Source organism: Neobacillus sp. C211 (assembly GCF_051842875.1).
Lineage (GTDB): Bacteria > Bacillota > Bacilli > Bacillales > Cytobacillaceae > Neobacillus.
This window is the reverse complement of the sequence record NZ_JBPXRO010000025.1, coordinates 1-13,836: the sequence shown is the minus strand read 5'-3', so window position 1 is coordinate 13,836 and position 13,836 is coordinate 1. Positions and strand designations below refer to the sequence as shown.

Annotated in this window: 12 protein-coding genes and 1 pseudogene; 3 read left to right on the top strand and 10 right to left on the bottom strand. The window is 37.7% G+C overall.

Annotation, left to right across the window (positions count from 1 at the left end; genetic code table 11):
* Window positions 1-18 precede the first annotated feature (18 nt).
* From hrcA to gpr, 6 genes are all read right to left on the bottom strand, one after another.
* Window positions 19-1,050, bottom strand: a complete 1,032-nt coding sequence (hrcA, locus tag ACSU6B_RS20700) for a heat-inducible transcriptional repressor HrcA (RefSeq protein ID WP_214731941.1) — start codon at window positions 1,048-1,050, stop codon at window positions 19-21.
* A gap of 134 nt (window positions 1,051-1,184) precedes the next feature.
* Entirely contained in the window at window positions 1,185-2,318 is a 1,134-nt protein-coding gene (gene hemW / locus ACSU6B_RS20695; RefSeq protein WP_410888188.1) for a radical SAM family heme chaperone HemW, read from the bottom strand.
* 81 nt (window positions 2,319-2,399) lie between these two features.
* Complete coding sequence (lepA, locus tag ACSU6B_RS20690; RefSeq protein WP_214731552.1) at window positions 2,400-4,235, bottom strand: translation elongation factor 4; 1,836 nt, start codon at window positions 4,233-4,235, stop codon at window positions 2,400-2,402.
* A 139-nt stretch (window positions 4,236-4,374) separates the two neighbouring features.
* Window positions 4,375-4,701: a DUF3679 domain-containing protein gene (locus tag ACSU6B_RS20685; RefSeq protein WP_214998464.1), complete on the bottom strand. Its 327-nt coding sequence runs from the start codon at window positions 4,699-4,701 to the stop codon at window positions 4,375-4,377.
* Window positions 4,702-4,720: 19 nt separating this feature from the next.
* Window positions 4,721-5,923 (bottom strand): stage II sporulation protein P, encoded by a 1,203-nt coding sequence (gene spoIIP / locus ACSU6B_RS20680; RefSeq protein ID WP_410888186.1) that lies wholly within the window; start codon window positions 5,921-5,923, stop codon window positions 4,721-4,723.
* A gap of 126 nt (window positions 5,924-6,049) precedes the next feature.
* A complete protein-coding gene (gene gpr / locus ACSU6B_RS20675; RefSeq protein ID WP_410888184.1) occupies window positions 6,050-7,174 on the bottom strand; it encodes a GPR endopeptidase in 1,125 nt (374 codons plus the stop codon).
* A 217-nt stretch (window positions 7,175-7,391) separates the two neighbouring features.
* Between gpr and rpsT the strand changes: the two genes are divergently transcribed.
* Window positions 7,392-7,652, top strand: a complete 261-nt coding sequence (rpsT, locus tag ACSU6B_RS20670) for a 30S ribosomal protein S20 (RefSeq protein WP_088089041.1) — start codon at window positions 7,392-7,394, stop codon at window positions 7,650-7,652.
* 42 nt (window positions 7,653-7,694) lie between these two features.
* On the opposite strand, the gene holA is transcribed toward rpsT, so the two are convergent.
* The gene (gene holA, locus ACSU6B_RS20665) at window positions 7,695-8,711 is read right to left on the bottom strand and encodes a DNA polymerase III subunit delta (RefSeq protein ID WP_214998461.1); all 1,017 of its coding nucleotides are present in this window, start codon (window positions 8,709-8,711) and stop codon (window positions 7,695-7,697) included.
* A gap of 300 nt (window positions 8,712-9,011) precedes the next feature.
* On the opposite strand from holA, the gene ACSU6B_RS20660 reads away from it, so the two are divergent.
* Window positions 9,012-9,146, top strand: a complete 135-nt coding sequence (locus ACSU6B_RS20660) for a YqzM family protein (RefSeq protein WP_026563518.1) — start codon at window positions 9,012-9,014, stop codon at window positions 9,144-9,146.
* A 75-nt stretch (window positions 9,147-9,221) separates the two neighbouring features.
* Here the strand turns inward: ACSU6B_RS20660 and ACSU6B_RS20655 are convergent, their stop codons facing one another.
* The 3 genes and pseudogenes from ACSU6B_RS20655 to ACSU6B_RS20645 all read right to left on the bottom strand — a co-directional run bounded on the left by ACSU6B_RS20655 (window position 9,222) and on the right by ACSU6B_RS20645 (window position 12,796).
* Complete coding sequence (locus tag ACSU6B_RS20655; RefSeq protein ID WP_410888182.1) at window positions 9,222-11,549, bottom strand: DNA internalization-related competence protein ComEC/Rec2; 2,328 nt, start codon at window positions 11,547-11,549, stop codon at window positions 9,222-9,224.
* An 88-nt stretch (window positions 11,550-11,637) separates the two neighbouring features.
* Window positions 11,638-12,084: pseudogene (locus tag ACSU6B_RS20650) on the bottom strand (ComE operon protein 2); the annotation flags it as partial.
* Between the two features lie 73 nt (window positions 12,085-12,157).
* A complete protein-coding gene (locus ACSU6B_RS20645) occupies window positions 12,158-12,796 on the bottom strand; it encodes a helix-hairpin-helix domain-containing protein (protein WP_410888180.1) in 639 nt (212 codons plus the stop codon).
* Window positions 12,797-12,883: 87 nt separating this feature from the next.
* Between ACSU6B_RS20645 and comER the strand changes: the two genes are divergently transcribed.
* Window positions 12,884-13,708 carry a late competence protein ComER gene (gene comER / locus ACSU6B_RS20640; protein WP_410888178.1) on the top strand — a complete coding sequence of 275 codons (825 nt, stop codon included), beginning with the start codon at window positions 12,884-12,886 and terminating at the stop codon, window positions 13,706-13,708.
* Window positions 13,709-13,836: the final 128 nt, after the last annotated feature.

The following is a 13,836-nucleotide window of genomic DNA, read 5'->3' as shown; positions in this document are numbered from 1 at the left end:
TACTCAATATTTCCAGTGCTATTTATTTTGATACAACTTTGTTAAAACAGCCGTTAAATCCTTACTAAAAAATTGTAATAAGCTAATGACTCGAGAATATTCCATTCTTGTAGGACCAAGGATGGCAATCGTTCCTAAATTTTCAGCCCCTGCTGAATAGGTAGCTGTGATTAGGCTGCAATTATCCATGACACTATTATTATTTTCTCTGCCAATTTTGACGTGAATACCTGCTGAATCATTTCTGATTAAGTTATAGATCCACTCTTCTTGGTCAATCATTGTTAGCAGGCTGCGCAGTTTTGCTACATCATGAAACTCCGGCTGGCTTAACATATTTGTTTTTCCACCAAAGAAAAGTTTTTCATTGCTAGGCATTTTTAATGAATCAGCGATCGTATGCAGCATTAAATCATAATTATGGATATGCTGCCTTAAGAGCATGGCAACTTCCTTATAAATTTTATCATTTAAGTCTTCAAGAGGAACTCCTGCTAAACGATCATTCAAGATATTTACTGTTTTTTCTAAATCACTTGCATCCACGGAGGGCGGTAAAGAAAAGGTCCTGTTTTCAACATGTCCCGTATCTGTTACAAAAATAGCCACCGCGGTTTCTTTATTTAATGGGATGATTTGAATTCTTTTCAACTTATTAATACTTACTGCAGGACCAAGGACAATCGATGTGTAATTGGTTAATTCCGATAATATTTTTGCTGACCTTTGAATAATTTTTTCGAACTCGAAAAGTTTCTCAGCAAAAATCGACTGAATAATGGATACATCATGCTGATTTAACACCTGTGGAGACAGGAGATGATCAACATAATACCGATAACCTTTTTCCGATGGGACACGCCCTGAAGAGGTATGTGTCTTTTCAATATATCCCAACTCTTCAAGGTCGGACATTTCATTGCGAATAGTTGCCGAACTAAAGGAAATTTCCTCTTTTTTCGACAAGCTTCTTGAGCCGACTGGTTGGGCAGATCGAATAAAGTCATCAACAATAACCTGAAGAATTAACAATTGACGATCTGTTAACAACATTCATCACCTCTGTTAGCACTCCTAGTTACCGAGTGCTAATTATATTAATAAATTATCAAAAAAGGGGGGATGGTGTCAATCAAAAAGAAACATAGACGAGCTGAAGTAAGACTGTTAATAAAATCCAATGGTTATCTTAAAAATGCCTGAAAAACTTCATTTCCTAACAACCGGCCCTTTTTTGTTAAAAATATATGATCTTTCCCCACTTCTAACCACTGTTTAGCAGTTAATTCCGCAATCTCTTTTTCGAATAACTGAAGTGGATCAACAGCAAACTTTTCAATAAAGTGACGGACCGATACCCCGGCTGTTTTGCGTAAACCTAAGAACATTTCTTCTTCCATTTGTTCTACTTTTGAGGTCTGATGTTCCTCAATAACAGGGAGTATACCACTATTAATTTGGTCCATATATCTTTTTAACGGGCCTGTATTTGAACGTCTTATCCCATTTAAATAACTATGTGCCCCTGCTCCAAACCCATAATAGGGTTCGTTGTTCCAATAGGTTAAGTTATGCCTGCTTTCAAAACCAGGTTTGGAGAAATTACTAATTTCATATTGGTTAAAGCCATGCTTTTCCATTTCTTCCATTAGTAATTCATACATGGCTGCTTCCACATCCTCACCAGGAGTTGGCAGCTTTCCTTTTTTCAGTAGGTTATAAAAGACCGTTTTCGGTTCAATGATTAAGGAATAGGCTGAGTAATGTGAGATATCAAGGGAAAAAGCTTCTGTTAACGACTCTTTAAAATCAGTTATCGTTTGTGACGGTAAACTGAAGATCAGATCGATGCTGATATTGTCAAAGCCTAAAGATTTTGCGTTATCAATTGTTTGATAAACATCTTTCGCTTTATGAACGCGACCGATTTTTTTTAGTAATTCCTCATTAAAGGTTTGCACACCAAGGGATAGGCGATTTACACCTGCATCTTTTAATATTCGTAATTTTTCTTTCGTTAAATCACCTGGGTTCGCTTCAAAGGTAAATTCCAACTGCTTGCTCTTGGGTAAATTCCTGTTAATACTCTCGCAAAAACGATCCAGTTGCTGCTCATTTAACGATGTCGGCGTACCTCCACCGACAAATATCGTTTGGAGATCACTTGTAGGAAAATGGTTAACCGTCATTTTCATTTCTTGATCAAGTGCATTTAAATAGTCATCTACCGGCTGTCCCTTAAGAAATACTTTATTAAAATCACAATAATGGCAAATATGTTCGCAGAAGGGGATATGGAGATAAGCAGATTTAATCATTTCTTTCACTTCCTCTGTTCTTGTAACAAAAAGAGGCTAGAATTCGCCCGAAAAAATGGCTTGTCCTAACCTCCCGCTAGTTTATTTTTTTGTGTTGTTATCATCCATTTTTAAGACAGCCATGAATGCTTCTTGTGGTACTTCAACGGATCCAACTTGTTTCATCCGCTTCTTACCTTCTTTTTGCTTTTCTAACAATTTACGTTTACGAGAGATATCTCCACCATAACATTTTGCTAATACGTTTTTACGCATGGCTTTAATTGTGGAACGAGCAACAATTTTTTGACCAATTGCAGCCTGAATAGGAACCTCAAACTGTTGTCTTGGAATAAGTTCTTTCAGCTTTTCGACGATGATTTTTCCGCGTTCATACGCAAAATCTTTATGGACAATAAAGCTGAGTGCATCGACCTTTTCAGCATTTAACAATATGTCCATTTTAACCAGACTCGAAGGCTTATAACCAATTAGTTCGTAATCAAAAGATGCATATCCTCTTGTGCTTGATTTTAATTGATCAAAGAAATCATAAACAATTTCCGCTAATGGCATCTCGTAGATGATACTCACCCTATTTTCAGCCAGGTATTCCATCGTAACAAAAATCCCGCGTTTAAGTTGGCAAAGTTCCATAATAGTTCCTACATAATCATTCGGAGCCATCATTGTTGCTTTTACATATGGCTCTTCCACACGGTCTATTTTTTGTGGATCTGGTAAATCCGATGGATTATCCACCTTTATTTCAGAACCATCTGTCATGTGAACGTGATAGATAACACTTGGTGCAGTCGTAATTAGGTCGATTTTGAATTCACGCTCAATCCGTTCTTGAATGATTTCCATATGAAGAAGTCCTAAAAATCCACAACGGAAACCGAATCCAAGAGCCTGCGATGTTTCAGGTTCAAATTGAAGTGATGAATCATTTAACTGCAGCTTTTCAAGCGCTTCACGCAGGTCATTAAATTTCGCTGTATCAATTGGATATAACCCGCAATAAACCATTGGGTTGAGTTTGCGGTAACCAGGAAGGGCTTCTGTTGCCCCATTTTTCGCATTTGTAATCGTATCACCGACACGAGTATCGCCGACATTTTTAATCGATGCAGATAAAAAGCCAACATCTCCGACAGTTAACTCATCAAGCAACGTCGCTTTTGGTGTAAATACACCTACCTCATTCACTTCAAATTCTTTCCCAGTAGCCATCATTCTTACTTTGTCGCCAACTTTAACAGTTCCTTCGACAACACGGATGTAGGCAACAACACCACGATAGGCATCATAGAGGGAATCGAAAATCAGCGCTTTTAATGGTGCTTCCGGATCTCCGGTTGGTGCAGGAACTTTTTGTACAACCTGTTCTAGGATTTCTTCGATCCCGATACCAGCTTTTGCTGAAGCTAATACAGCTTCTGAAGCATCCAAGCCGATGACTTCCTCAATTTCACCGCGGACCCGTTCAGGGTCAGCACTAGGTAAGTCGATTTTATTGATGACTGGTAATATTTCAAGGTCATTATCAAGGGCAAGGTAAACGTTCGCTAGTGTCTGTGCTTCAATTCCTTGTGCAGCGTCAACGACTAAAACAGCCCCTTCACAGGCTGCAAGACTCCTTGATACCTCATACGTAAAATCGACATGTCCCGGTGTATCAATTAAATGGAAAATATATTCTTCCCCATCTTTAGCTTTGTATTTTAACTGGACGGCATTTAACTTAATGGTAATCCCGCGTTCTCTTTCAAGGTCCATTGAATCTAATAGCTGGTCTTTCATTTCCCGAGAGGTTAAGGCATTGGTTTTTTCCAAAATACGGTCAGCCAATGTTGATTTCCCATGATCGATATGGGCAATAATCGAGAAATTTCTAATTTTTGATTGTCGTTTAAGTCTTTCATTATTGTTCACGGTATTTCACTCCTACTATACTCGCACATATACACTATTTTGAATTATATCAATAGGATTAACAAGATTCAATGGAAACTCTAATAAGATTATTTCCTGAAATAAAATAGCGGCACCCAAAAGGTGCCACTTACACGTTTTAATCAGCTATGAGATCAACTATTTTTTCGGAGGCACCTGATATCCCTTCAGACATCTTCTTTCCCATTGAAGAGAAAAAATTATAAGCACTTATTTCTTCGAGTTTCTTCTTCTTTGCCTCAAGATCATGGCTTGAGATATCATTCCCCAGAAAGGTAGCTCTTAGGTCATTGTCCGTTTCATTTAAACTGACAGCATTTTGAAAATTGGGATCATCATAGCCTTTCATTTTATGAATACCATCATTTGCTAATTGCATTCCTACTAAAACAGAGATTAACATGAGAGCGCTTAAGCATAAGCTTTTTAACATGAACATCTTCATAAAAAATGCTCCCTTACATCTATTGTTTATTGGTTGATTGCTCAACATCCTTGTTAACTTTTTCAGCCTGCCAGTAAAATTCACTAAATACATCCGCAAGAGCGTCAGCTGACCGATTTAATTCTTCAAACGTATTATCCACTCCGCCAAATTCAATTAAGATTGCATTATTGGAAAGGTTTTGGTTGTAGATACTATTAGACCCAGCTTCATTTTTAATGATTACTCCCCTACTTAAACCCTTATATTTTTTTTGCAGTTGATTGTGGAGTTCTGTTGCTAGTTTTGCATTCTTTTCATAATTTGGGTTTTTGCCACCGATTACAAACGCAAGCTTTGCAAAGGACTTTCCATTAATGCTAACTGTTGTTTGGTTCTTGCGGCGTGAATCTCTATGAATATCAATAAAATAATCTAAATCACGGTTTGATGCCATGGCTGCTTGAACAACCGGGCGAGATTCCTGGTACGATTTTGGGTAACCTAAACCTTTTTTATTTAAGTTCGCCTGGATATCAGTTTTATCAATAAAAGTACCGATTCCTCGATCCTCTAAGCTCGTTTTTAATTGATCGCCAATTTTGGTGACGTTAATTTGTGAATGGTAAGCTTTATCAGGATCTGTCACACCTTTGAGATAGGGTAAATAAGATTCCCGCGTATGTGTAAAATAAACATATACAACCTTATGATTCCCTGTTGTTTGTCCCGGTGTTGAAGGGGGCTTTTCACCTGATGGCTTCTCGATACCTTCTAAATTTTGCAAAGCAGCCTCCCTCTCTGCTTTCATAATTTTGATAGGAGGTGCAGATTCAATTGGCATATTAGTATAATTAGTACCCTCACCAGCCACAAGAATTTTCCCATCAAATTGAAAGAATCCGGGAAGCTCTCTGCCAAGCAAGCTTCGAGGATCATTTAAATTTATATTGCTTGATAGCTTAAATACCAAGTTGGTTAATTTAGGAGTTGACGTCCAATCTTGTCCAACTGATAAAAAATGATGGTTTTCCCAGCCCATTAATTGATAAAGCAGCGCTCCATTCACGTTGGTTGCAGCCTGATTTACTGAAGATGACATAGGCCGATATTGTGGCTTTAACGAGGTTAATAATCCACTAATAGAGAAAATCATTATCATAAATATTAACAGTAATCCAGCGGCTTTTAGTAAACTTGATCCTTGTACCATAACAAACGTTCCTGAATTTCTAGCTTTCATGGTTCCACCTCGCAAATCGGATTCTAGTAAATCTTATGAAGATACTAGAATCGATAGAACCACTAGTTATATTTTGGAGGCACTTCCTGTAAAACATAGATTTCGAAAGTACCTCTTAAAATTCTTCTATTTTGTATAAAATCCAGCGTTCTCTTGGTCCACTGCACTATGAAGCGAGGAATTCAATCCGTTCGCAATCAAATTTGCCATATCTTCAATAAAAACGTCTACTTCCTTTGGAGTGACCATTAAATTATGTCCGATCGGAGATAACACCTCATAAATTAATTTTCTTTTTTCATCATCCTCTAGTGTACCAATCATCCCAAGAAACGTCTTACGGTGCTTTTCCTCAGGTAAATCCTCTTCGGTCAATTTTCGCTTTTCTCCGAAACTCATTCCTGCTGGTGCAAGTGCCCTCGAAGGCCGATTTCCTTCACGAAGTTCTTTCCCAAAATGCTTGAGAATAAAATCAATCGTATCACTTGTAATGGAGACGGCATCGACAACGGTCGGAACTCCAATCGCAATGACAGGAATACCCAAGGTTTCCTTACTCAGTTCTTTTCTTTTATTACCAACACCAGAACCAGGATGAATGCCTGTATCAGAGATTTGGATCGTCGAATTCACTCTTTCAATCGATCGAGATGCTAGTGCATCAATGGCAATCACAAAATCAGGTTTTGTTTTTTCAACAACTCCAAAAATGATATCACTTGTCTCAATCCCGGTTAAACCCATAACACCAGGTGAAAGTGCACTTACGGATCGATAGCCTTCTTCGACATTTTCCGGCTGAAGCTGAAAAAGGTGACGCGTAACCAACAAGTTTTCACAAACCATGGGCCCAAGTGCGTCGGGGGTTACATTCCAATTTCCGAGCCCAACAACAAGACATGAATCCGTCTTTTTAATCCCAGTTCCCTCCAAAAAGTAAGCAAACTCTCTAGCGAAAATTTCTTCCACCTTTTGCTGTATCTCTGTATTTTGCTGACGAATCCCTTGTACTTCCACCGTTAAATATCTACCAGCTTTTTTGCCCAGCTGTTGTTCACCCTGTTTGGTCACTTCAACTAATGAAATCTTTATGTCATCAACATCTTTTTCCTTAATAATCACGCCTTCAATCTGTGAAAGATCCTTCTCTTGCCCAACAGTTCCTTTCTGCTGTGTAAGGACCATTTCCCTTGCTTCAATTGCCAAATCCGTTCGAACAGAGTACTGACTTAAGTCAATCGACTCACCCATTATTATTCACTCCCATCAAAATTTTCCTAAAATCTAGAAACTATTCCCTATTTTTGCCCTTTCCGGCATAAAACATGCAAATGATATTCTTCTTCGTAGAAACAAGTATTGCATTATAGGCTTCCATTTGATAAAATATTTCATGTTCTGAATTATTTTTTATGAATGTTAAGTCGAGTTCATATAGTGTCTCGATTCTTTGTAGGAGGTGAAAGTAATGCCTAATATTAAATCTGCTATTAAGCGTGTAAAAACAAGCGAAGCTCGTAATGCTCAAAATACAACTGCGAAATCTGCAATGCGTACTGCTGTTAAGAAAGTAGAAGCTGCTATTTCTACTAACGACGGTGCTGCTGCTAAAGAAGTATTTGCAACTGCTGCTAGTAAATTAGACAAGGCTGCTGCAAAAGGTCTTATCCACAAAAATGCTGCTGCTCGTAAAAAATCCCGTCTAATGAAAAAAACTAACGCTCTATAATTGAGCGTAAAAAAACGATTCCCTTGAACAGGAATCGTTTTTTTATTTCTTCAAATGAAATAGAAACATCTCAATCAATAAAGATTTATTCATGCCTCCTGTTTTCATTTGGTAATCCGCTTCAGCAAGGAGGTCAATTATATTAGCCAATTCTTCATCTGTAAATTTAGGAGCTTGACCGAGAGCAAGTTTGACTCGGAATGGGTGTGTTTTCAAGAAACCTGATATTTGCTGCTGTCCATATCCTCTTCTCGAGAGCTCCTTCACTTGATAAATTAACCTAAATTGTCCTGCCAACAATGCCAGAATCTTAATCGGCTCTTCATTTTGTTTTAACAAATCATAATAAATTCTTAAGGCTTCATCGAGTTTTCGCTGAACCACTTTTTCAATGAGCGTAAAAATATTTTGCTCAAGTGAACGAGCAACTAATTTTTCCACTAGGCTGACATCAATTCTTTTTTCATCTGCAGCGTATAATGCTAATTTGTCCACTTCACTTGTAATCATAAACATATTTGTTCCAACCAATGCGAGCAATTGTTCAATAGCATCAGGTTCAAATTCAATCCCACTTCTTTTCGCCCTGCTCTTTACCCAGTTTCGTAAATCATGTTCATTTAACTTTTTGGCTTCGACTATTTCAGCATTTCTTTTTAATTCTTTCGTTATTTTTTTCCGTTCATCCAATTTTTCATATGGTGCCGAAATAACTAATACTGAGTAGGGTGCCGGCTCTTTTAAATACATTTCGAACCTAGATAAATTATGATCAATCTTTTCTTTTGATTTTTCTGCCGTTAAAAAAACAGGATTATGTAAAAAGATAACTTTTCTTTCTCCTAAAAAAGGAAAGGTTTCAGCATCTTCGATTGCAACCTCAATTGGCGTTTCCTCTAAATCATAGCTTGCAAAATTAAAATCCTTTTCTTCTTCGTTTAAAATATGGTTAAGTAATAATTGCTTTGTTTCATTTATTAAGAATGTCTCTGTTCCAAATAATAAATAAATAGGAGCAATTTCCTTTTGTTTAATTTTTCTCCAAATATCCACTACCATTTGTCAGCGCTCCCCTTCTCCCACTCATATATATGGTAAAGAAGCTTGGACAATTTGACAAGCATTTAAAGGGAATTAGCACTTATCAATAAGTGCTAATTCCCAATCTATAATGAACGCCTGCAATAGAAGCCCTAGGATATTCTATTGTCTGGCGGAGTTCCTTGTGTAAGTTTAGTGTAGCCTTTTATCAGTCTCACTATTTTGACAACTCTTGTCAGTTAAGGAAAGCATTTTGATGTACGCTGGATTTTTTCTTGAGAATGACTTATACTATATGTGAAATAGGAGGGGTAGACTGTGAATGAATTTGAAAAAGATGTGCAAAGTAAACGAAACGACGCGATTGATTCTGGGGTAGGATTTGGGGTTTCCTTTGGTTTTTTTGCCATAATGTTTATTGTTGCTACAGTCATTAAAGTAATCGGTTCATAATGAATGGCTACATATGGGTAATATAGGAGACTGCATTCGTGCAGTCTTTTTTAATTTTTCTTGAGATGCTTTATCCTATGGTAAATAGGGAGAAATGGTTCCTTTTCCTTGATAAAATTTATAGGTTATTGCTCCTTGCTGATCGGTTCGAAAAATAACTGTATTTGTTTTTCTTAATCGGTTAAGCACTTCTGAATGTGGGTGGCCAAAACGATTTTTTTCACCGACCGAAATTAATGCTATTCTTGGGTTAATTTGATTAATAAAAGATTCTGCACTTGATGTTTTACTCCCATGATGACCAGCTTTTAAAACATCAACCTTTAAGTTAGGATATTTTTTTATGATTTTCTCTTCCCCTTCTTGATCAAGATCTCCGCCGAAAAACCAACTAACTCCCCCTAATTGAGCAATAAAGGCAAGGGAGCCGCTGTTTCTTTCACCAGCAAAATTCTTTTCAGGTGAAAGGATATAAAATTCATTTTCCCCGCTAATCCACTTGTCTCCTTCTGACACTTTTATGACAGCAATGTTTTTCTTTTTCGCCTCCTCCAAAATGGCAAGTTCAGTAGTTGATGGCTCGACTACTGAAGGCATTAAGATTTGATTTACTTCAAGCTCTTTTAATATCGAGAATGCCCCCCCAATATGGTCCATATCCCCATGAGTTAAGATTAGTTTGTCAATCTTGGTAATACCTTGTCCTTTTAAAAAGGGAACCACTACATCCCTTCCTACCTCAAAGGCACTAGCTCGTTCCCTCCACTTTTCTTCTGTATAATTCATTGTTCCGCCTGTATCAATGAGATAGGTTCCTTCACCATGTGCAAGGTGAATCAAAATACTATCCCCTTGGCCAACATCAATCATGGTCACTTCACCATATGGATATAACCAGTTCCAGCCTTGTTGAAAAATAATCAGCACAGCACTCAATACGATTAGATGGACCTTCCTTTTCGGATATGCTTTAGTTTCCCAAATAAAAAAAATCAAAAGCAGGATAAAAATATACATAATGAGTAAAAACCAATTTGGTCTTCCAGGGATAAAGCGGAAGAAGGTAAAATCAGCAAGATATTCTATAAGATAATTGGAGAGGCTAATGATTGTTCTGAAAATACTAATAAGTATAAGCGGAGTTTTTCCGAACATAAACTGAATGATAAACAAAAGGTACAATCCTGGGAGGTATACAAATGAAAAAAGAGGAATATAGACCATATTGGCGATGATACCTATCATTGAAACCTCAAAGTAATGATACAGTAAGAACGGGAGTGCAGCTAATTGAGCAACTAACGAAGTCGCAAGCATACGCGTTATGGTCTTTTCATAGCCTTGCAAAATATATGGAGCAGACAAAATGATCACCAAACTCACTGAGAATGAGAGTTGAAAGCCAGCATCAAAAATCACCATTGGGTTAAAAAATAAATAGAAAACAAATGCCATGCTTATAGCATCCAGGGGAAAAAGCCTCACGCGAGCTCTTAACTTTACAGTGAGTAACACGAGGAAAATCATCATCGCTGAGCGAATAACAGATGGTGAACCGCCTGTCAGAATGACATAAATCGGCAGGATGATGAGAAGAAAATTGATCATATACTGTCTCGTTAGTCCGAATCGAATGCCGATATAAAAAACCATCGCAATTAATAACGAAACATGGAGTCCAGAAATGGCGAGCAAATGAACAATACCGGTTTTTTGGTACGCAGTTAAAACTTCCGGGTCAAACAAATTTCTGTCACCAAATAGTAAGGCGGCGGAAAGCGAAGCAATTTCTATCGGAAAATGTGACTCAAGATAATTAATACCAGAATATCGAAGTTGTTTTATCAATTCCAATGGAGAAGGTTTCATCGGAGAGCAAGTTTGCAATGGGTTTTCTTGTATCTCGATGATCCAATAAATGTTCTTCCTAGATAAATACATTCGGTAATTAAAAGCATTGGGGTTTTTGGCAATCGCCGGTTTTTCCAGAGTGCCTGACACCCTGCATAAACAATGATAAAAGGTTTTCGTCTTTAATAGATCTTTTTCTTTTTCTGATTGGATTTTGTAGCGGATGAGGAGTTTTTCCTTGTACCGTGCATCAGCAGCCTGCACTTGTAATAAGTCACCATCAATTTTTGGGTCCTCGGTATATTGAAGATTAAAGGTGGTAGTGGATGGGGGGATGACTGTTTTATTGGTTGAGACTGCGTGTTGACCGATAAACAAGAAGGTCAAAAAACACACAGCTACCAGCCCAAGTTGAAATTTCATAAATCGTTTGTATTTATAAAGAAGATAAAGATACAGCGTTTGTAATAAGAAAAAAGGAAGAAATATTAATTGAACACATAACAAACCAAATAAAGCTGCAATTGTAAAATAAATATATTTTCCATTCATTTGACTTCTCCATTTAGGTATTTTCATTACAAAATACGGAAGAGCCGGAAATAACCGGCATCAATCCGTAGAATTATTGACTAACCTTCCGTAAATCAATTACTGACTCATGCAGCTCTACCTTCTCAATGGTAACATTTGCCTGCTGGAAAAGTTCAATTGCATACGGGTGATTTTTATAATCCTCCGCGTAATAAACGGTTTTAATACCCGCTTGGATAATCGCTTTACAGCATTGTAAGCAGGGGAAATGGGTGACATAAATTTCAGCTTCTGCTGTCGGGACACCAAATTTAGCACATTGAAGCAGCGCATTCATTTCAGCGTGTATGGTTCTGACACAGTGATTGTCAATCACGAAGCAACCTTCATCAATACAATGGTCTCCACCAGCTATTGATCCATTATAGCCACCAGCAATAATTCGTTTATCCCTTACAATTGTAGCTCCCACTGTCAGCCTAGTACATGTGCTTCTTAGTGCGAGCAAATGGCTTTGTGCCATAAAATATTGATCCCATGAGATTCGTTCCACTTCTCCCACTCCCTTTTATGTTCTTCCACTTAAGTTTAATAGTGATTGTCCCTTTAGGTCAATTAGAGATTTACTATATAGCAAGTAAATCTTTAAATTTTTCGAATGTTTTTTCCCCAATACCGCTTATATTTTTCAAGTCTTCAATCGCTTTGAAAGGGCCATTTGTATTCCTATATTCAATAATGGCAGCCGCTTTGGCTGGACCAATGCCAGGGAGATTTTGCAATTCAGTTTCATCGGCCTTATTTATATTAATTTTTGATTCTTTTTGATTACCGCTGGTAGTAATTTGGCTGCCGCCTATGGGTGCAGAAGGGAGTCCTTCCTCTCCCTTAGCAGGGATGTAAATGATCATTTCATCTTGGACATGCTCGGCAAAATTCACCTGACCTTGGTCGGCCTTGTCCGTTAAACCACCCGCTCGACTGATAACATCAATAACCCTCTCACTTGTATTTGCTTGGTATACTCCTGGAAGTTTGATTTGTCCCTTGACATCTACCATTATTTTCTCTGGCAATTCCGGAAGATTTGCAGGTTTCGTCTTTTCTGTTTCCTTCTCTTCCCCTTGAAATTTCTCTTCACTACTTAGGGAATTAGTGGGAAGAGGCTCAGGGGTATCATTGACATAAAAAAAATAAAATCCACCGAGTGCAATAATCGCAACAACTACAACAATGATCTTGTGTTCAATCAACCAGTCTTTCACTTGAATCCTTCCTTTCTAAAGGTATATTTCACTTACAGTTTTCATATGGTTATAAAAGAAACTTGCATGCGAAGGAGGGTCGGAACAATGAAAATAGGCATTATCGGTACCGGTAATATGGGGAGAATATTGGTGGAGGCCTTGATTGACGGAAAAGCCATTTCCCCTTCCTCTATCATGATTACAAACAGGACAAAATCAAAAGCTATGGTGCTTAAAGATAAATATAGGGAACTAAGGGTTGGAGCGAATCCAAGAGAAGTTGCCGCGGAGTCCGACTTGGTATTTATTTGTGTAAAACCATTAGATGTATTTCAAGTTCTAGATGAAATTAAACCACATTTAAGCCCTGAAAAATGTCTCATTTCTATAACGAGCCCTATCAGTACAAGCCAAATTGAAAAGAAGGTTTCCTGTTCAGCCGTTAGAGTAATCCCAAGTATTACAAATCGCGCATTATCTGGGGTGTCATTGATTACCTATGGGGAAAATTGCAGAGACCATTGGAAAAGGGAAGTAGAGAAATTAATTACGAAGATTGGGGTGCCGTTTCATATTGATGAAAAAATAACGAGGCCTGCCTCTGATATCGTTAGCTGCGGGCCAGCTTTCTTCAGCTATCTTCTCCAAAGTTTCATCCAAGCAGCAGTAAAAGAGACAGAAATAGACGAAGATGCCGCTACAATTATGGCAAGTGAAATGATTGTTGGACTGGGTGAATTATTAAAGCAAGGGCATTATACACTTTCATCACTGCAGGAAAAGGTATGTGTAAAGGGCGGGATAACCGGTGAAGGTATAAAAGTACTGGATAACGAGCTCGGAGACGTATTTGGGCACCTATTTCAGGCTACACAGGCAAAATTTAAAGAGGATCTAGATAAAGTAGAGACGCAATTCTCTAATTATTAATTTCGCCATTTACTGACAAATTCCTTCTTTTCTCATAATAAAAAGCCATCTTATTTTTTAGATGGCTCAGGCTGTCGAGAAAACTTTCGACAGCCTCTTATTTTCTACATTAACTTTAACCATTCACC